This is a genomic window from Streptomyces sp. NPDC032198 (assembly GCF_040636975.1).
Classification (GTDB): Bacteria; Actinomycetota; Actinomycetes; order Streptomycetales; family Streptomycetaceae; genus Streptomyces.
This window is the reverse complement of sequence record NZ_JBEZVL010000012.1, coordinates 61725-78505: the sequence shown is the minus strand read 5'-3', so window position 1 is coordinate 78505 and position 16781 is coordinate 61725. Positions and strand designations below refer to the sequence as shown.

At 70.0% G+C, this 16781-nt stretch carries 20 protein-coding genes and 2 pseudogenes; 8 read left to right on the top strand and 14 right to left on the bottom strand.

The genetic code is table 11. From position 1 onward, the window contains the following. Nucleotides 1-13 precede the first annotated feature (13 nt). Nucleotides 14-430: a DUF5994 family protein gene (locus AB0E78_RS29600; RefSeq protein ID WP_361838655.1), complete on the top strand. Its 417-nt coding sequence runs from the start codon at nucleotides 14-16 to the stop codon at nucleotides 428-430. Between the two features lie 114 nt (nucleotides 431-544). Here AB0E78_RS29600 and AB0E78_RS29595 read toward each other — a convergent pair. Then, nucleotides 545-697 (bottom strand): annotated as a pseudogene (locus AB0E78_RS29595) (3-oxoacyl-ACP reductase); the annotation flags it as partial. On the opposite strand from AB0E78_RS29595, the pseudogene AB0E78_RS29590 reads away from it, so the two are divergent. Further along, a pseudogene (locus AB0E78_RS29590) lies at nucleotides 695-816 on the top strand (LysR family transcriptional regulator); the annotation flags it as partial. The pseudogenes AB0E78_RS29595 and AB0E78_RS29590 sit on opposite strands and share 3 nt — an antisense overlap. 18 nt (nucleotides 817-834) lie before the next feature. Here AB0E78_RS29590 and AB0E78_RS29585 read toward each other — a convergent pair. Then, nucleotides 835-1194, bottom strand: coding sequence for a hypothetical protein (locus AB0E78_RS29585; RefSeq protein WP_361838653.1), 360 nt, complete (start codon nucleotides 1192-1194; stop codon nucleotides 835-837). Nucleotides 1195-1664: 470 nt separating this feature from the next. Between AB0E78_RS29585 and AB0E78_RS29580 the strand changes: the two genes are divergently transcribed. Beyond that, nucleotides 1665-2066 carry an STAS domain-containing protein gene (locus tag AB0E78_RS29580; protein ID WP_361838650.1) on the top strand — a complete coding sequence of 134 codons (402 nt, stop codon included), beginning with the start codon at nucleotides 1665-1667 and terminating at the stop codon, nucleotides 2064-2066. A 120-nt stretch (nucleotides 2067-2186) separates the two neighbouring features. Here AB0E78_RS29580 and AB0E78_RS29575 read toward each other — a convergent pair whose 3' ends face one another. Next, nucleotides 2187-2369, bottom strand: a complete 183-nt coding sequence (locus AB0E78_RS29575) for a hypothetical protein (RefSeq protein WP_361838648.1) — start codon at nucleotides 2367-2369, stop codon at nucleotides 2187-2189. A gap of 310 nt (nucleotides 2370-2679) precedes the next feature. Here AB0E78_RS29575 and AB0E78_RS29570 point away from each other — a divergent pair, with 310 nt between their 5' ends. Next, nucleotides 2680-3018, top strand: coding sequence for a hypothetical protein (locus AB0E78_RS29570; RefSeq protein WP_361838645.1), 339 nt, complete (start codon nucleotides 2680-2682; stop codon nucleotides 3016-3018). A 57-nt stretch (nucleotides 3019-3075) separates the two neighbouring features. Here AB0E78_RS29570 and AB0E78_RS29565 read toward each other — a convergent pair whose 3' ends face one another. The 5 genes from AB0E78_RS29565 to AB0E78_RS29545 form a co-directional block, all read right to left on the bottom strand. Beyond that, nucleotides 3076-4299: an MFS transporter gene (locus AB0E78_RS29565; RefSeq protein WP_361838643.1), complete on the bottom strand. Its 1224-nt coding sequence runs from the start codon at nucleotides 4297-4299 to the stop codon at nucleotides 3076-3078. 202 nt (nucleotides 4300-4501) lie between these two features. Next, entirely contained in the window at nucleotides 4502-5413 is a 912-nt protein-coding gene (locus AB0E78_RS29560) for an NAD-dependent epimerase/dehydratase family protein (RefSeq protein WP_361838641.1), read from the bottom strand. 190 nt (nucleotides 5414-5603) lie between these two features. After that, nucleotides 5604-6047, bottom strand: a complete 444-nt coding sequence (locus AB0E78_RS29555; protein ID WP_361838638.1) for a carboxymuconolactone decarboxylase family protein — start codon at nucleotides 6045-6047, stop codon at nucleotides 5604-5606. Nucleotides 6048-6090: 43 nt separating this feature from the next. Continuing rightward, entirely contained in the window at nucleotides 6091-6708 is a 618-nt protein-coding gene (locus tag AB0E78_RS29550) for a Type 1 glutamine amidotransferase-like domain-containing protein (protein WP_361838635.1), read from the bottom strand. Between the two features lie 87 nt (nucleotides 6709-6795). After that, nucleotides 6796-7731, bottom strand: a complete 936-nt coding sequence (locus tag AB0E78_RS29545) for an NADP-dependent oxidoreductase (protein ID WP_361838632.1) — start codon at nucleotides 7729-7731, stop codon at nucleotides 6796-6798. A 237-nt stretch (nucleotides 7732-7968) separates the two neighbouring features. Here AB0E78_RS29545 and AB0E78_RS29540 point away from each other — a divergent pair, with 237 nt between their 5' ends. Then, nucleotides 7969-8880 carry a LysR family transcriptional regulator gene (locus AB0E78_RS29540; protein WP_361838629.1) on the top strand — a complete coding sequence of 304 codons (912 nt, stop codon included), beginning with the start codon at nucleotides 7969-7971 and terminating at the stop codon, nucleotides 8878-8880. On the opposite strand, the gene AB0E78_RS29535 is transcribed toward AB0E78_RS29540, so the two are convergent. Continuing rightward, nucleotides 8825-9376, bottom strand: coding sequence for a DUF2871 domain-containing protein (locus tag AB0E78_RS29535; protein WP_361838627.1), 552 nt, complete (start codon nucleotides 9374-9376; stop codon nucleotides 8825-8827). The genes AB0E78_RS29540 and AB0E78_RS29535 overlap by 56 nt on opposite strands. Beyond that, on the bottom strand, nucleotides 9373-9765 hold the full coding sequence (locus AB0E78_RS29530) for a DUF4267 domain-containing protein (RefSeq protein WP_361838624.1): 393 nt from the start codon (nucleotides 9763-9765) through the stop codon (nucleotides 9373-9375). Before AB0E78_RS29530 ends, AB0E78_RS29535 begins: the two co-directional genes overlap by 4 nt. A gap of 354 nt (nucleotides 9766-10119) precedes the next feature. Between AB0E78_RS29530 and AB0E78_RS29525 the strand changes: the two genes are divergently transcribed. Beyond that, nucleotides 10120-11157: an AraC family transcriptional regulator ligand-binding domain-containing protein gene (locus AB0E78_RS29525; protein ID WP_361838621.1), complete on the top strand. Its 1038-nt coding sequence runs from the start codon at nucleotides 10120-10122 to the stop codon at nucleotides 11155-11157. Nucleotides 11158-11226: 69 nt separating this feature from the next. On the opposite strand, the gene AB0E78_RS29520 is transcribed toward AB0E78_RS29525, so the two are convergent. Both AB0E78_RS29520 and AB0E78_RS29515 read right to left on the bottom strand, forming a co-directional pair. Then, complete coding sequence (locus AB0E78_RS29520) at nucleotides 11227-12075, bottom strand: ABC transporter permease (RefSeq protein WP_361838618.1); 849 nt, start codon at nucleotides 12073-12075, stop codon at nucleotides 11227-11229. Then, complete coding sequence (locus tag AB0E78_RS29515; protein ID WP_361838616.1) at nucleotides 12072-12992, bottom strand: ABC transporter ATP-binding protein; 921 nt, start codon at nucleotides 12990-12992, stop codon at nucleotides 12072-12074. The genes AB0E78_RS29520 and AB0E78_RS29515 overlap by 4 nt, the downstream gene beginning before the upstream one ends. A gap of 209 nt (nucleotides 12993-13201) precedes the next feature. Between AB0E78_RS29515 and AB0E78_RS29510 the strand changes: the two genes are divergently transcribed. Then, nucleotides 13202-14404: a sensor histidine kinase gene (locus AB0E78_RS29510; RefSeq protein WP_361838613.1), complete on the top strand. Its 1203-nt coding sequence runs from the start codon at nucleotides 13202-13204 to the stop codon at nucleotides 14402-14404. Next, nucleotides 14401-15063 carry a response regulator transcription factor gene (locus tag AB0E78_RS29505; RefSeq protein WP_361838611.1) on the top strand — a complete coding sequence of 221 codons (663 nt, stop codon included), beginning with the start codon at nucleotides 14401-14403 and terminating at the stop codon, nucleotides 15061-15063. Before AB0E78_RS29510 ends, AB0E78_RS29505 begins: the two co-directional genes overlap by 4 nt. 5 nt (nucleotides 15064-15068) lie before the next feature. On the opposite strand, the gene AB0E78_RS29500 is transcribed toward AB0E78_RS29505, so the two are convergent. After that, entirely contained in the window at nucleotides 15069-15794 is a 726-nt protein-coding gene (locus AB0E78_RS29500; protein ID WP_361839177.1) for a response regulator transcription factor, read from the bottom strand. Beyond that, nucleotides 15794-16642, bottom strand: a complete 849-nt coding sequence (locus AB0E78_RS29495; protein WP_361838609.1) for a histidine kinase — start codon at nucleotides 16640-16642, stop codon at nucleotides 15794-15796. The genes AB0E78_RS29500 and AB0E78_RS29495 overlap by 1 nt, the downstream gene beginning before the upstream one ends. Nucleotides 16643-16781: the final 139 nt, after the last annotated feature.

Below are 16781 nucleotides of genomic sequence, written 5' to 3'. Positions count from 1 at the left end.
GGAGCCACACCCCATGACACTCGCACCGATCTCCCCGCTAACCTCTCCGCCCCAGCCCCTGCTCCGCCTGCGCCTGGCACCCCCCGCCGGCGGGCCCCGCGCGATCGACGGGGCATGGTGGCCGCGCTCGTACGACCTGCTCGCCGAACTCCCCGCGCTGATCGCCGGGTTGCCCCACAGTTGGGGTCACATCGCCAGCGTCGTACTCAACGGCGCGCCATGGTCGCCGGCGCCAGGACGCATGTTCGTCGCCGGTCAGGTCGTCTGCCTGCGAAGGCGCCGGACCGCCGCCGCACACACCGTCGTCCTCACCGCCCCCGGCCAAGGGCGCTGGGACCTGATCGTCGTCCCTCCGGACACGGCCGAGGAGGCCGCGGAGCCGATCATGGCGCGAGCGGCGCGGGCGAGCGGCACCCTTCGCCATCCGTGACGGGCGGGGTGCCTCGGTCGCCCTCAACCACCCGGTTCAGAAGGCCACTCGATCCCACTCGATCCATAAGGAAAGCAGACGCACGTCGTGCCTGGCGGCGGATAGGAGCACTGTCTACGTTCTCCGCGACCCCGGGCGCGGTCCCGTTCGGTCTGTGAGAGTGCGCCCGCTGTGAGCGGTGTAGCCGCCGTAGACCGGGATCTCGGCCCCCGTGATGAAGGAGGCGTCGTCCGACAGCAGGAACGTGACGAGCGGGGTGATCTCGTCCTCGCACGGATCGCCCCCGTCCGCGTCGTGGAACCTCCTACGAGGCGGTTTCCTTGCAGGAGGCCCTGTGGTGGCACCCGGTGCACACGCACGACGGCGCCCACAGCTGGCTGCGGGAGTTCCTGCCCAGTGGCCGCTCAGTGGTCGGAATAGCTGAAGTCGCCCACGGTCCAGGTGTTGATGTCCTCGATCGCCACGCGGTACATCCCGCCCGTCTCGGGAATCCCTACCGTGCCCTGCAGGATCCGGGCGACATGGAAGTGCAGGTGCGTGGGCGGCCCGTCCTTCTTCGCGGGGGTATCGAAAATGGCGGAGAACTCTGCCAGGCGGTCCGAGGCCGTGAGCACCTCCGACACCCTCTGCCTCCACACCGCTTCGGGAGCAAGGCGGCCCGTGATGACAGCACCACCGGTGACCACGGTCAGGGACATCTGGTTGCTCTGCCCGGATTCCACCAGGGCGGCGACGTCAACGAGCAGCTCGTCAGGGTTCGACATGCGCAAGATTATATTCGGGTCCGGCGATGTTGCGGCCGATGGGTAAAGGCGGGCGCCCTGCCCACTCTTCTCTCGCGTGAGGGAGAGGTCTCGCGTGTGGGAGAGGACCGATCAGTCCTCTGCGGTCCCGCCTTCGACCTCATCTGCAATCTGCCCGCAGAGTGCGAAGAATCCACGGGTGCGCCGTAGCCTCGTCGAGATCAATTCCGCCGGGGCGAGCGCCGACGCCTGGATGCCCGGCGCTGTCGTCGCCTTCGTCGCTGGGGCGCCGTCCGTCGTCCTGATCCGACCGCTGGCCGGCAAGCTGAGGACCCGCTGGATTCATCCTTTGGGTGCTCCTCTGGTCAACAGGCGCGTTTCTTCGCCGAGTCGCTCCCTACGCTGGGAGTCAGCACCCCGGACCCCGGTGACCGCTTGCCCCGCCCGTGCGCTTGCTGCGTGCCCGAGGCTCATGCACCAGGGGGAACCCCATGGGAATCACAGACCGAGAACCGACGGTCACCCACCAGGCCCACGCCCAGGACATACCGTCACCGGGCCCGCGTATCCGCACCGTGCACCTGCCGGGCGTCACCGTCGTCGAACTCCACGGAGAGATCGACCTCGCCTCCGCCCCCGAAGTCCAGCAGCACCTCGACGCCGCGACCATCCCCGTCGGCGCCCAGGTGATCGTGGACCTGCGGTCCACCGACTTCCTGGACTGCACCGTACTCGCCTTGCTCTGCCGCGCCCACCGCCAGGCCCGCCGGCACCAAGGCCAACTGCACCTCGTCTGCATGCGCCCCTGGCACCTCAAAATCCTCGACACCGCGGGCCTGCGTACCCGCCTTCACCCCCTCACCAGCATCGAGGAAGCCACCACCCCCGAATGACCCCCGAAAGGCAGGCCGGCCTCGAGGAAGACCGCGACGCCCCACCAGGCCAGTCGTTTCGCCTGCTCTCGAACGACGTCACCGAGGTCGTGCGACAGTCCAGTCGGAGAGCCAGAACACTCAGCGCCGGCGACCGCGGCTGCGGGGGGACGATCCGGACCCCAGGCCGCCCGAGTGCAGGGCGAGGAGGGCGAGCCCGACGAGCATGAGACTCGTCGGGCTGAAGACTGCCTCGGTCGACGTCTCGGTTGCGTTGATGACGAAGGCGATGACGAAGAGCACGGCCGCCGCGAATGCCAGCATCTGTCTTCTCCTGTCGATGGGCGGCGAACCACAGGCGATTCCGGTGGCTACGCCGACAGACGAGTGCCCCACCCAGCACTGATCACGCGTGCGCAGTGACCGACACAGCGTGGAAGCGGATCAAGGACCTGCTCCCACGCCGGCTTGCACGGGGCGGCCGGTGGCACAGCCACCCCACAGTGATCGAGGCCGCAGCGCGGAAGTACCGCACCCGTGCCGACGCCCCGCACTGACTGTGGAACCTCGAAAACCGCATAGCACCCATCCCGCCGGGGTGAGTCGAGATACCCGGGTTGCGCTGGTTGGCACCGTGACGCTGGAGTCAGATGCGGGCTCGGTGCTGGGGACGGTCGATGTCTTGGGGGTCGGAGTCCAGTTGAAGAACGCGGCGACCGGCAGGCTGTTGGGGGTGCCGGCCGCAGAGTTCGGGGCGGTCGTGACGACGCTGTCGAGCGGTACGGGGCATACGACCTGGACCGCTGTGCCGAACGGGGATGGTGTTGCTCTGCGGCTGGCGGGCCACGATCTTTGGATCGAGGCTGAGGATCCGTTGACGAACCCTCCGCAGTTCCTCATCGCGGCCGCCGGTCAGGCAGGGACCTCCTGCGCTACCTGCTGGACCGTGCGGCCGGTGGACGAGGGGCCGTGACCCGCGCAGCCTGCGCTGGGCCCGCATGAAAAGGATGTGACATTCCATAGGCCAGGTTCAGGCCGCTTCGATCATTGCGGGCGCCGGGAGCGGGCGGGTTCTGGCCGCCCGGCGGACCGTCGGGCCCATGGCACAGGAAGCAGCCAGGAAGAGGGAGCCGAGCAGGAGCCAGCCCATCGTTCCCACGGCCATCAGCAGAGTGGTGAGCGCCAGTGGGCCGAGGGTGCGGGCGACGGTGACGCCGGTGCCGAAGAAGCCCTGGTACTCGCCGATCCGGTCGGGCGGGGCCAGGTCGAAGCCGAGTTGCCAGGAGCCAGCGGACTGGAGCATTTCCCCAGCGGCCAGCAGGACCGAGCCCGCGATCAGGGCGGCGACGGCCGCCCAGGTCGGCGTTCCCGCGGAGAGGGCGAAGACCGCGCAGGTGAGGAGCATGAGGGTGCCGGAGCGGCGGAGGGCCTTGACCGCGCTGGGTGTACTGGTGACGGAGCGGGCAGTGCGGACCTGGAAGAGCATGACCGCGACGGTATTGAGGACGAAGAGCGCGGAGACCAGCCAGGCGGGGGCGGTGGTGCGTTCGGTGATCCACAGCGGCAGGCCGAGGCTGAGCAGGGGCATCCGCAGCAGCAGCACCGTGTTGAGGAGGGTGAGGACGGCGTACGGGCGGTCGCGCAGCACCGCGAGCTTGGCACCCTTCGGCGCGGGAAGAGGGGCCACCGTCGGCAGGCGCAGCAGGACGAGGGCGCAGAGCAGGAAACTCACCGCGTCGACTGCGAAAACGGCCAGGTAGGCGCTGCGGGTACCGGCGGAGAGGGCAAGGCCGCCGAGGGCCGCGCCGATGGCAAGGCCCGCGTTGAGGGTGGACTGGAGGTGGGCGAGTGCGCCGGTGCGTTCTTCCCTGGCGATGAGGCCGGCAAGGAGTGCCTGCCTGGCGGCGGCCAGGCCGGACTGCGCGGTGGCGTACAGGCAGGCGGCCAGCAGGAACGGCAGGAAGTCCCGTACGACGAGGAACGCAGCGACGGAGGCACTGGTCGCGAGGGCGAGCAGCGCGGCCGTACCGCGTGGGCCCCTGCGGTCCGCGAGGCGCCCGAGCGGTACTCCGACGATCGAGCCGACGGCCCAGGCCACTGCGAGGCCGAGACCGATGCGGGCGGGCGCGAGGCCGACGACCTGGGTGAAGTAGAGCGCGGAGGTCACGTAGAACGCACCGTCGCCGACGGAGTTGCTCAACTGGGCCAGAGCGAGAGTGCGCGGGGGCCCTGCGGGCGGTAGTAGCTTCATCATGTCCCTGACCGTGAGTGGGTGTGGGGCTGAACCACGGGGCCCATGGGTGGCGGGGTGAGCGAGCCACTTCGACTGCGGAACCGTGGGCGCATTGGTCCTGCGGCGGGGCTGTGCCGGCGGGAGGCAGGAGTTGCTTCGGAACCGACAGAGCCGGAGCCTCGTGCACCGACCACACGGTCGGATGTCAGCGGGAGCGAGGGGGTCAGTGGGAGTGCGGGTAATCCTTCTTGATCCAGTCGAGGGCGGAGGAGTGGGCCGGACGCCAGCCCAGCTGGGCGCCCCCGCTTCGTACTCGGCTGTTGGACGCGAGTACGTACAAGGCGAGTTCGCGCCCCCAGAAGGCAACGGCGGTGTCCGCGTCCCAGGACTCGGCGGGGCCGAGGCCGAGTGCTGAGGCGAGCGCGGCGCAGATGTCGGAGAACGAGGCTTCGCCGTTCTCGACGAAGTGGAAGGATCCGGGCGCGGCGTGCGTGAGGGCGCGCAGGTAGAGGTCGGCCATGTCGTCGATGTGCACGGTCGACCAGATGTTGCGGCCCCTTCCCACGTACCGCACGACTCCACTGTCGCGGGCCTGTTGCGCGAGCACGGGAATCTGCACGCTGTCGCGGGCCATCCCCCGGCCGTACCCGTAGATGAGGGAGTTGCACAGCACGACCGAACGCACGCCTCTGTGCGCCGCGTCCAGGACGTAACGGTCGAGGGCGACGCGGGCGGCCTTCTCCTTGACGGGCTGCCAGCCCGACCCGGGGGCGACGATCGCCTCGTTGAAGATCTCGTCCGCGGCTTCACCTCGGGAGTCGGTGCTGACGATGCTGGAGCCGCTGGTGTGCACCAGGGGGCGGCCGGTTCCCGCCAGCCCTTCGACGAGCGCTTCGACGGCTCCCTTGTGGTCGCTGTCGGCGGCGTTGACGACGGCGTCGGCCGCGCGGGCCCGCGCGGTGAGCAGGGCGCCGTCGTCGAGGGTGCCGAGGACGGGGGTGATGCCTCGGCGCTCCAGTTCGTGGGCCTTGTCCTGGGTGCGGACGAGACCTTCGACCTGGTGTCCGGAGTGCAGGAGCAGATCGGCGACCGTGCCTCCGATGTAGCCGGTGGCTCCGGTGACGAAGACGCGCATGGGAGGGCTCCAATTCGAGGGCGGGGAAAGGGGCGGTGCGTTCTGTCCGGGTCAGGTCATGGGCCGGCGGGCCCGGCCGCCCTCCGGGCGATACGTAGAGGAGGGCGGCCGGGACCCGGCGCGACGACCCAGGGGCAGGCGAGCCTGTGGGGTCGGCGCAGGTTGCCCGCGGGCCCGGTCGTGTCGTCGGTCAGTCGAGCGGCCAGGGCCGGGCGGTGGCGCCGAGCCGGTTCCAGGCGTTGATCACGGTGATGGTCCAGATCAGCTCGGCGAGTTCGACCTCGGTGAACTCGCCGGCCGCCCGGTCGTACACCTCGTCGGTCACGGGGCCGTCGGTGAGACGCGTCGCCGCCTCGGCCAGCTCCAGGGCGGCCCGCTCGCGGTCGGTGAAGAAGGGCGTCTCGCGCCACACGGGCAGTGCGTAGAGGCGCTGCTCGCTCTCGCCTCCCGTACGTGCGTCGCGGGTGTGCATATCGACGCAGTAGGCGCAGCCGTTGAGCTGGGAGACGCGAGCCCGCACCAGTTCCAGCAGCGCGGGCTCCAGGCTGACCTTCCGGGAGGCGGCGTCGAGCGTATTGAGGGCGCGGTTGATGTGCGGGGCCAGCTCGTCCACCGGCAGTCGTACGGACGTCACGGAATTCTCCTTCGAGGGGCGATCGGATGGCAGGGGTCGGCGGTCAGGAGACGAGGGTGACCTCGCCGTCGCGGAAAACGCGGTAGAGCACTCCTTCGCGGTCGTAGCGCTCCACGACGCGCTCGATCGACTCGCTCTCGGGGATCGGTGAGCGGTAGTGGGGCACGAAGGCGTAGTCCAGGAGGCCGAGCCCCTCCCAGAGCACCTGCCGGTCGTAGGCGGTGACGGCGTCGGCGGGATCGTCCACGAGTTCGAGGCCGCGCAGGCTGGGCGACAGGACGCAGGCGCCGGCACTCCAGCCGGCGTAGACGAGGGCGTCGCGATACAGCAGGTCGGTCAGGATCCGGTCGGCGCCGCTGAGGGCCATCGCCAGCCGCAGGACGAACGGATTGCCGCCGTGGACCCAGACGACGCCGAAGCCGGACAGCCGCTCGGCGAGCGTGCCCGCGTCACCGAAGTGGTCCCGCAGATCCACCTCGGTCGCCAGGTAGCCGCGGTCGCACAGCATCGCGATCTCCCGGCCGGTGGCCTGCTGCCTCTGCGGGCCGGGGAGGGCGTCCAGCGCGTTGCCGATGACAGCTGCGTTCCGGGCACCGTTGGCGAGGTCGTCAAGCAGTTCGGGGGCGTCCCCCAGTTTCCAGGAGGAAAGGAACAAACGCATGGTCCTGCTCTCGTGACAAGGGGTTCGTGACAAGGGGTTCGGGGCAAGGGCTTCGGGGCTCCGTGCTCCGTCGCGGCGAGGGGAGGGTCAGCCGGAGACGGTGAGCACGATCTTTCCGGCGGTACGGCCTGTCTCGCCGATCTCGTGGGCCTTGGCCGCCTGTTCGAGCGGCAGGGCCGTGTCGACGCGCACCCGCAGCCGGTGGGACGCGGCGAGGGAGGCGATCTCCTTCAACCCCGCCTGGTCGGCTTCGGTGATCATGAAGATGGAGCGCAGTCCGAGCGCTCGGGCCCGGTCCGCCAGGTGTGCCTCGGCGGGGGAGGCGAGCGAGACGACGATGCCCCCCGGGCGCAGGGTCTTGAGGGAGCGGGGCCCGTAGTCGCCACCGATGGTGTCGATCACGACGTCGACGTCCCGGGCGGCGGTGGTGAAGTCGGCGCGGGTGTAGTCGATGACCTCGTCGGCCCCCAGTCCTCGTACGAAGTCGTGATTGGCGGTACGAGCGGTGCCGATGACGTGGGCGCCGCGCGCCTTGGCGATCTGTACGGCCAGGTGCCCGACGCCACCGGCCGCGGCATGGACCAGCACCCTGTGCCCGGGACGGACATCGGCCGTGTCGACCAGGGCCTGCCACGCGGTGAGCGCGGCCAGGGGGAGGGCCGCGGCCTCCACGTGGGAGAGCGCCGGCGGCTTGGCAGTCAAGTGCCGCGCGGGAGAGACCACGTACTCGGCGTAGGTACCCGCAGGAGCCGGCTGGCGCGGCATGCCGAACACCTCGTCGCCCGGCCCGAACAGGGTGACACCCGGCCCGACGGCTTCGACCACACCGGATACGTCCCACCCCAGGCGGATCGGAACATCGCCCGCAAGCCCTCCGGTGGCCCGGTGCCACCAGTCGGTCGGGTTCACTCCCGCCGCACGCACCCGGACGAGCACTTCGGCGGGGCCGGGAACCGGCCGCGGTACCTCAACGATCTTCAGGACGTCAGGTCCGCCGAAGGAGTCCTGCCCGATGGCGCGCATAGTGAGGTTCCTTTGTGTCCGGCACGCCGTCCATGGTGGTCCGGCCATGCGGGTGGAAAGAGCGGAGGTCTCGCGTCCGGAGGGGCGGGCCCGGTCGGAGAGACGGGGCGGGAGCCTCGGGCGAGGGGCGCAAGTGCCGGGTGAAGCCGGCCCGTTCAGACTCCTACGGGTCCGATGCGCCAACAAGCTGGCATAGTGCAACGGTCGTTAAGGTGGATTTAACGTTCGGAGAAACGAGTGCTGGAGCGGCTTGAGCTGGAGGCATTCCTGACGCTGGCCGAGGAGTTGCACTTCGGCCGCACGGCCGAACGCCTGCACGTGAGCACCGCCCGGATCAGCCAGACGATCAAGAGGCTGGAACGTCACATCGGTACACCGCTGTTCGAACGCAGCAGTCGTCATGTCTGCCTCACCGAGGCCGGCCGACGGCTGCACGAGGACGTGCGCCCGGCCTACGACCAGATCGAGGCCGGGGTGGAGAAGGCGATCAACGCCGCGCGCGGCATCGATCGCCTTCTCCGGGTCGGGTTCCTCGGCGCCGCCGCAGGACAGCTCATGGCACAGGCCGCCAGGCTTTTCGACCAAGGTCACCCCGGCTGGCGAGCCCGGCTCAGGGAAATGCAGATCGTCGACGGCCTCCGGCGGTTGCGGGAAGGCGATGTCGACCTGCTGGTCGTGAGCCTTCCGCACCACGAACCCGACATGGTCACCGGGCCGGTCCTGTTCTCCGAACCCCGGGTGCTGGGGGTGTCGTCCGGCCACCCGCTCGCCCGCCGTGACAGCGTTTCGCTGGAAGACCTGGCTGCGGTCAAGATGCTGCAGGTGGCCGAAGCCTTTCCCGAATACTGGCGCGCAGACCGCACACCCCGCCTGACGCCCGCGGGCCGCCCCATCGCACAGGGCCCCCAGTTCGAAACGCTCCAGGAGGCCCTGGCGCTGATCGACGCCGACGAGGGCGCCTTCGTCATGGGCGCCCAGGTGTCACGGTTCTACGCGCGCCCCGGCGTGACCTATCTGCCGCTGAGCGACGCAGCGCCCCTGGAATGGGCACCCACCTGGCTCGTCACCAACACCGCACCTGAGATCCACGCCTTCAACCGGGCTGCCCAGAACGTCGCCGTTCGGGTCTCTCCTCCTGTCCGGAGCTGATGCCGGTCCGTGCACCGGCTCCGGACGGGCGTACGGGGTTGGGGCCGCGAGCCGGAGCACTTTCCTTGAGGCGTCTGCCGAGGAGGACGAACAGCAGGACGAGCCCGGCCGTGAGCAGGATGTGGCCGAGGCCGGCGGACAGCGATACCCCCACCGGAACGGGACGGCCGAGAGCCGTTCGGCTGCCGTGGACGAACATCATGGCGGCGGACAGGACGAGGCCCGCGTTGTAGACCCAGAAGAACGTGGTGAACAGCCTGCTCCCGGACAGATGGAACAGCTTGTCGAGGGCCAGGACGACAAGGAAGGCCAGCATGCCAAGCGCCAGCAGATGCGTGTGGACGAGTGCGAGCTGAGTACGCCCGTCGAAGTCGTGATGCTTGGTGAACTCCCGGTAGTACAGCCCGGATACTGGTGTCGTAGAGCTCCTGGACCTCCCGCAGGCTCTCCGGGGGCTTTCGCCGTGGGCGAGGAGAGCGCGCAGGATCTTCCTCATCGGGAGGGCAGGGGTTCTCTGAGGACCAGAAGCCCGGTCCCGAGCACTACCACCGCGGTGACTCCGTGAATGCCGAAGGCGGCGGCCGCCGACCCGTGGTGGGCCAGGACCGTGATCATGTCCCCGAACGGAGTGCAGGCCGCGACCAGGAGCACCCAGCCGAGAGCGCGACGGTGGCCGGTCACGAGCAGCACGAGCAGGACCAGGCCGGAGACGAGGTCGCGCACGCCCTTGAGGGTGAGGAAACCGCCTCCGTCGCCTTGTGGCCAGGTCGCGAGCCCGAAGTCCGGAGCCGTCGATTCAGGGGCGAGCACGTAGCTCGCGCCGACGTACATGATGAACAGGGCGCCGAGGGTGGTGAGAACGGTGCCGACGGTCTTTGTGGACATGCTGTTGCCCTTCGATGAGGTGTGGTCGCCTGTGCGCCGGGAGGAACCGGGGCCGCGCATGGGCCGCACGCGCCGCGGGGCGTGCGGGTCGCCGGCCGTGCAGGAGCGCCCGTCTCCGACGCTCCACGAGTCGCCCACGGCGTGGAGCCCCGGACATCCGGCCCACCGCTGAACCTAGATCCGCCGAGCGGCCGTCGATAAGGGCGTCCGGACGTCAGGAAGGGGACCCTCGACGCCACTGCGGCACCGTTCACGCCACCGGCGGACCGTTCACGACAGGAGGGGACCGTTCACGTCAGGCAGGGGACCGAACACGCCATGTTCCGGGATTGTGCTGGTACTCTCACTCGCCTTATGCAGCCCCATGTGAACGAGGGCACGGTCTCCGTCCACCTGGCACGGTTCCTCCTTGAAGCGGTGCGCCGCTCGGGAACGAGCCTGGGCCGGTTCGCCCGCCTGCCCGACCTCGACCCCGAGGTGTTACGCGACGACCTGTCCCGGATATCCAGCCCCACAGCGCTCGTGCTGTGGGAGCAACTCACCTTGACGGAACCCGCGTCGGCCATCGGTGCTTTGATCACCCACCACGCCCCGATCGGCACCTTCGGCATCTGGGACTACCTGCTCACCACCGGTGGGAACCTCGTCGAGACGATCGAGAGGGCAGTCGCCTACCTGGAATGCATCGGCGATCCCGCCGGGGAAAAAATCCAGACGACCGAGGACGGGCCGCACTTCACCATCCGCCACACCACCGGCCCCTGGGCTCCCGATGTGGTCGAGGCGATCGACATCTTCGCCCTGGCGACGTTCCTCACCAGAGCCAGAGCAGCCACTCGACGCCCGGTCGTTCCGCTCCGCGTCACCTTCACCCACCGCGCGCCGCACCAGCACCGGCACCTGGTCGAGTTCTTCGGCACGCGCACCATCGAGTTCAACTCCCCTTCCAACTCGCTCACTTTGCTCGACGAGGACGTACGTGCTCCCTTGCCCAAGGCGCAGCCGGGCCTGGAGAAGATCCTCATGCGCCACGCCGACCTGACCCTGGCCACTTCCAGACCCGTCCTGCAGTGGCGCGACAGATTCCGCGCCACCCTCATCGCGGCCCTCCACGAGGACACCGCATCGCTCGACCACGTGGCGCAGCGCCTGGCGATGAGCCCGCGCACCCTCCAGCGTCGACTGGGTGACCTCGGCACCAACTGGCGCGAGGAAATCGAGGCCGTACGCCAGGAACACACGATGGACCTGCTGCGCACCACCGACCTGCCCCTGCAGTCGATCGCCGCCCGCGTCGGCTACAGCGACGTCCGCGCACTGCGCCGGGCCGTGCGCCGCTGGGAGGGCCGGCCACCCCATGCCCTCCGGCAGCCAACGGCCCGCTCCAGGTGACGGGGGCGTCACCCGACCGGGCTTTCGGCGGGAAGGACCGCGCCCACTCCGCTGCCCCGGCCCGGCCGCTCAGACGTCGCGGCGCCGCACGAGCACCACGGCGAGTGTCAGCGTGATCAGCGGCCAGAGTGCGTACATGAGCCAGGAGCCGGCAACGGTGGGCATGAAGGCAAGGGAGTCCGGTGCTGGGCCCCAGTTCTGGACCAGCCGCTTCCAGGCAGCCATCAGAGTGCTGTGGTTGACGGAGGCGGACCATCGGGTGCTCGTCGAGAAGAGCGTGGGCAGGATCAGCAGGACGAAGGTGCTGGCGATCATGGTGGCGGCGCCGTGGCGGAGCAGGAAGCCGAGGCCGAGACCGACGAGCGCGCAGAGGGGGGCCAGGAGGGCGGAGGCCGCCAGTGCCCGCAGCACTCCGGGGTGGGTGAGCGGAACTCCCGCGTGTTCCGCGTCGAGGATGGCCTGGGCGGTCAGGAAGGAGCCGAGGGAGATGACCGTTCCCACGGCGGCCCACAGCCCGGCGGTGGTCACTGCCTTGGCCAGTACGACGCTGCCGCGCGCGGGGACGGCGACCGTGGTGGTGCGGATCATGCCGTTGCTGTACTCGCTCACCGCGCCCAGGGCGCCGATCGCGCCGGCCACGAGCATGAGCGTCATGTAGCCGGCCTGGGGGAATGCGGTGAAGGGCTGGAAGGCAGGGGGCTCCTGGCCGCTCCGGCCGGGGGCGGCGAGGTTGTTGTTCGCGATCGCCGCCACGGCGGCGGAGCCGATGACGAACAGACTGATCAGAGCGATGGTCCACCAGGTGGAACGCAGTGACCGCGTTTTGATCCACTCGGAGCGGACCAGATCGGCGAAGCGGGGCGGGCGCCCGGTGCGGGTGGACGAAGGGGTCGCCGTGCGGTGGCTGAGGGTGGTCATGAGGTGATTCCTGCCGTGTATTCGACGCTGTCGGCGGTGAGTTCCATGAAAGCGGCCTCCAACGAGGCCGTCCGGGTGGCCAGTTCGGTCAGCAGGATCCGGTTGTCGCGGGCGATCGCGCCGACGCGGTCCGCGGACAGCCCGGTCACCGTGAGTTTCTCGGTGCCCGCGGAGCCCTCCGGCGCGACTGCCGCCCCCGCGGCGGCCAGGAGTCCGGTCAGCTCATCGGCCTGGGGCGTGCCCACCACCACCGTGCCCCGGGTGCCGCGGGCGGCGAAGTCCCGTACCGGTTCGGCGGCGATGAGCCTGCCCCGGCCGATGACGACCAGGTCGTCGGCGGTGTTCTCCATCTCCGACATCAGGTGGCTGGAGAGGAAGACGGTGCGGCCCTCGGCGGCCAGGCGGCGAAAGAGGCGGCGCATCCACAGCACGCCCTCCGGGTCCATGCCGTTGACGGGCTCGTCGAACATGAGCACCGGCGGGTCGCCCAGCAGGGCGGTGGCCACGCCGAGACGTTGCTTCATACCCAGGGAGAACCCGCCGACGCGGCGGTCGGCGACGTCGGCGAGCCCCACCTCCTCCAGTACCTCGTCCGCTCGGCGCGGCGGGATTCCGTTGCCGGCGGCGAGGGCGCAGAGGTGGGACCTGGCGCTGCGTCCGCCGTGCACCTGATGGGCGTCCAGGAGGGCGCCCACCTGGTGCAGTCCACGTGCATGGCTGCGGAAGGGGACGCCGCTGACGGTGGCCGTGCCGCTGGTGGGTGCGTCCAGGCCGAGGATCATGCGCAGGGTGGTGGTCTTGCCCGCTCCATTGGGGCCGAGGAATCCGGTGACCCGGCCCGGCCGCACGGTGAAGGTCAGCTGGTCGACGGCTGTTTTGCCGCCGTAGCGCTTGGTGAGTTCGTTGACTTCGATCACGAGGACAACACTCCGTCAGGGGGCTGCTTCCGGGCATCGGACCGGGGATGGCAGTTCGGTCCCGCGCTCCATCCCCCGGATGTAAGCCCGGGGGATGGCGACCGCCCGTCGCGGGATGGCTAATCTCTCCGGGTGAACACCAGATCGAACGCCTCCTCGTGCCGCCACGGATCGGACCGTCACCGCACGTCGGAGCGGGCGCACGCACGATGAGAACGAGAGCCGCAGCGTGGGCCGGAGGCTTCCTGCACGTCCTGGTGCACGGGTTGTTGGTAGGGGCCGCCACGCAGACCTCCGGCACGGTGCGGGCGGTGGGCTCCCTGCTGGCGCTGAGCCTGCTCGCCGAAGTGGTGCGACGCGCGCCCGTGGCAGCACTGGCGCTGGTGCTGTTGGGGGTCACCTTCATGATCGCGGGTGACCCGAGTGCCGCCGGGGCGCGGTCGTCGGTCGCCTACCAGGGACAGTTCCTGGCCTATCTGGCGGGCGACTTCGTCCTCGTACGGATCGTGGCCACCCGCCCGCGGCGGACCGCGATCGCCGCCGCGACCGTCGTCGGCGCCGTGCCACTGCTGATGGCCGGTGTCTTTTCCCGCGGCAACAGCATGATCGTCAACGTGCTGATCACGCTGCTGGCACTGGTCGCCTCGTGTGCGACCGGCCTGCTGGTCAGCGAGCGGCGTGAGCATGCGGTGGCCCTGCGGGCGCAGGAGGTGACCGAGGCCGTCACCGCGGAACGGCTGCGCATAGCCCGGGAGTTGCACGACATGGTCGCGCACAGCATCGGCATCATCGCCATCCAGGCAGGCGCGGGCAGCAGAGTGATCCGCACACAGCCCGCGAAGGCACAGGAAGCGCTGCGGGCCATCGAGGACACCAGCAGGGAAGCGCTCTCCGGTCTCCGGCGCACTCTGGTCTCACTCCGCCGGGCGGACCCGGAGGCGGCGACCCCACGGACGTCACCGCTCCCACCCGTACCGGGACTCGCCGACGTGGAGCGGCTGGCGGCGAGCACCGCCGCCGCCGGGGTCCGCGTCGACGTACGCCGCACCGGTGATGCGCGCCCACTGCCGCCCGATATCGACCTGTCCGCCTACCGCATCGTGCAGGAGGCACTCACCAATGTGGTCCGGCACGCCCGCACCGGGCACTGCCAAGTGACCATCGGACACGAGCACGGCGAACTGTGCGTCGAAGTCGTCGATGACGGACTCGGCCCAGGAGACGAACCAGGCTCCCGTCCCGGCGGCCCGGTCCCGCATCCCGGCCACGGATTCGGCCTCGTGGGCATGCGGGAGAGGGTCGACCTGCTCAACGGCCGCTTCAGTGCCGGACCGGGCCACAACGGCGGTTTTCGGGTCTCGGCCCGACTGCCACTGCCGGAAACCACCTCAGTTGTGCTGGAGAGCCCATGACCGTACGCGTAGTGCTCGCCGACGATCAGCCGCTGGTGCGGTCCGGCCTGCGCATGATCATGAGCGAGTACCCGGAACTGGAGGTCGTCGGCGAGGCCGCGACAGGCGCCGAAGCGGTCCAACGCGTCGCGGAAGTCGGGCCGGACGTCGTGGTGATGGACATCCGCATGCCGGGCATGGACGGCATCGAGGCGACCCGCCTGATCACCGACGGCACGACCGGGACCCGAGTCCTGGTCCTGACCACCTTCGACGAGGACGACCACGTCTACGCCGCGCTGCGCGCGGGTGCCAGCGGCTTCGTGGTCAAGGACATGGCCCTGGATGACATCGTCGCGGCGATCCGCGTGGTCGCTGCGGGGGACTCACTGCTCGCGCCGGGGGTGACGCGGCGTCTGATCGCGGACTTCGTCGAACACCGCGAAGGCATTCCGCGGCGCCCCCTGCGGACGGTCGAAGGCATCACCGAACGCGAGCAGGAGGTACTCACTCTGGTCGGGCAGGGCCGGTCGAACACCGAGATCGCGGACGACCTGTTCATCACGGTGGCAACCGCCAAGTCCCACGTGTCGCGGCTGTTCACCAAGCTCGGCGCCCGGGACCGGGTCCAGCTCGTGATCACCGCGTACGAGTGGGGACTCGTCGCTCCGCCGCACTGAGCACGTCACGCGGGGCCGACGATCTCCTCGGCGTCACCCGGGGAGACGAGCCCGGTCTCGTAGGCGACGACGACCGCCTGGGCGCGGTCGCGCAGGGTCAACTTGGAGAAGATCCGCGCGACATGGGTCTTCACCGTCGCTTCGCTGAGCGTCAGCCGACCGGCCAGTTCGGTGTTGGACAGGCCCCGGCCCATCCACGCCAGCACCTCCCGTTCCCGTGGTGTCAGCGCGGCCAGATCCCGGTGGACCGCCGGGACGGCGCGGTGGGGGCCCTGGCCCGTACCCCGCGTCGGGGCGTCCGCAGCGAAGCGTTCCACGAGGCGGCGGGTGATCGCGGGGGCGAGGAGGGCGTCGCCGGTGTCGACGAGGCGTACGGCGGCAGCCAGGTGCGCGGGGGTGACGTCCTTGAGGAGGAACCCGCTTGCTCCGGCGGCAAGGGCGGCATACACGTACTTGTCGAGGTCGAAGGTGGTCAGCATGATCACCCGGCAGTCCGGGGCCTGGGCGAGGATGTGGCGGGTAGCCTCCAGGCCGTCCATGTTGGGCATGCGAATGTCCATGAGGACGACATCGGGCCGCAGTTCCCGAACCGCGCTCACAGCCTCCACGCCATCGGAGGCTTCGGCCACCACGTCGATGCCGCGGGCGGTGAGGATCATCCGGAAGCCGGCGCGCAGCAGTTCCTGGTCATCGGCGATCACCACACGCGGGGCGGGCGCGGCCGGGGTGATCACGGGCGGTCCAGGGGGATGCGGGCGCGAACGCGGTAGCCGCCGCCGAGGCGACGGCGTGCGTCGAGGTCGCCGCCGTAGACGGAGACCCGCTCGCGCAGGCCCAGCAGCCCGCGTCCCGTGCCGTCCGCCTTTTCCCGGTCCGGCGCCGTCGAGCCGGGTGTGCCGCCCGACAGGACGCTCGGCCCGCTGTTGAGTACTTCGACGCGCAGGTGGTTGTCCGCGTACCGCACCGTCACTTCGGCTCTCGCCCCGTCTCCGTGTTTGAGTGCATTGGTCAGGCCCTCCTGGATGATCCGGTAGGCGGTGACGTCGATCCCGGGCGGCAGGGGGCGAGGTTCGCCCGAGACCCGCATCTCGACGGGCAGGCCGGCGAAGGCGATCTTGTCGATGAGTGGACCGAGCCGTCTCAGGCTCGGTTGCGGTGACAGGTCCACGTGGTCGGGGTCGTAGGGAGCGTCCTCGCCGTTCTGCGCGGGGGCGAGCAGGCCGAGTAGGTGCCGCAGCTCGGTCATCGTGTTCCGGCCCGCGGTTTCCACGGCGCTCATCGCAGCCGCGGCTTCTTCGGGCAGAGTGGTCAGTACTTCGCGGGCAGCACCGGCCTGTACCACCATGACGCTGACGTTGTGGCTGACGATGTCGTGCAACTCCGAGGCGATCCTTGCCCGTTCGGCATCGACCGCAGCCCGTGTCGCGCCCTCTCGCTCACGTTCCAGCAGCCAGCCACGCTCCTCGATGGCCTCGCGGTGGCGTCGCCGCCACCGCGCCGCTGCCACAGCCAGCCATCCGGCGGCGCCCATTGCCACAGTCAGCGCGACGAACAGCAAGGTCGTCCATGATTCCCCCATGCGGTCATCTTCCCAGGGGCGCGGTGGTGCGGTGCGCCGGCCTGAAGGACGCGACCCCCTGCATCCCCCCGCGTACATCCCCAGGATGACCTGCGCATACGGATACACCCGGGGGGCGACGCACCACGATCCCGCCGGG

Excerpts from the sequence above, each read along its gene's own strand:
- AB0E78_RS29600 (WP_361838655.1), top strand. The coding sequence starts at position 14 with ATGACACTCGCACCGATCTCCCCGCTAACCTCTCCGCCCCAGCCCCTG.
- AB0E78_RS29585 (WP_361838653.1), bottom strand. The coding sequence starts at position 1,194 with ATGTCGAACCCTGACGAGCTGCTCGTTGACGTCGCCGCCCTGGTGGAA.
- AB0E78_RS29580 (WP_361838650.1), top strand. The coding sequence starts at position 1,665 with ATGGGAATCACAGACCGAGAACCGACGGTCACCCACCAGGCCCACGCC.
- AB0E78_RS29575 (WP_361838648.1), bottom strand. The coding sequence starts at position 2,369 with ATGCTGGCATTCGCGGCGGCCGTGCTCTTCGTCATCGCCTTCGTCATC.
- AB0E78_RS29565 (WP_361838643.1), bottom strand. The coding sequence starts at position 4,299 with ATGATGAAGCTACTACCGCCCGCAGGGCCCCCGCGCACTCTCGCTCTG.
- AB0E78_RS29560 (WP_361838641.1), bottom strand. The coding sequence starts at position 5,413 with ATGCGCGTCTTCGTCACCGGAGCCACCGGCTACATCGGAGGCACGGTC.
- AB0E78_RS29550 (WP_361838635.1), bottom strand. The coding sequence starts at position 6,708 with ATGCGTTTGTTCCTTTCCTCCTGGAAACTGGGGGACGCCCCCGAACTG.
- AB0E78_RS29545 (WP_361838632.1), bottom strand. The coding sequence starts at position 7,731 with ATGCGCGCCATCGGGCAGGACTCCTTCGGCGGACCTGACGTCCTGAAG.
- AB0E78_RS29535 (WP_361838627.1), bottom strand. The coding sequence starts at position 9,376 with ATGAGGAAGATCCTGCGCGCTCTCCTCGCCCACGGCGAAAGCCCCCGG.
- AB0E78_RS29530 (WP_361838624.1), bottom strand. The coding sequence starts at position 9,765 with ATGTCCACAAAGACCGTCGGCACCGTTCTCACCACCCTCGGCGCCCTG.
- AB0E78_RS29525 (WP_361838621.1), top strand. The coding sequence starts at position 10,120 with ATGCAGCCCCATGTGAACGAGGGCACGGTCTCCGTCCACCTGGCACGG.
- AB0E78_RS29520 (WP_361838618.1), bottom strand. The coding sequence starts at position 12,075 with ATGACCACCCTCAGCCACCGCACGGCGACCCCTTCGTCCACCCGCACC.
- AB0E78_RS29510 (WP_361838613.1), top strand. The coding sequence starts at position 13,202 with ATGAGAACGAGAGCCGCAGCGTGGGCCGGAGGCTTCCTGCACGTCCTG.
- AB0E78_RS29505 (WP_361838611.1), top strand. The coding sequence starts at position 14,401 with ATGACCGTACGCGTAGTGCTCGCCGACGATCAGCCGCTGGTGCGGTCC.
- AB0E78_RS29495 (WP_361838609.1), bottom strand. The coding sequence starts at position 16,642 with ATGGGGGAATCATGGACGACCTTGCTGTTCGTCGCGCTGACTGTGGCA.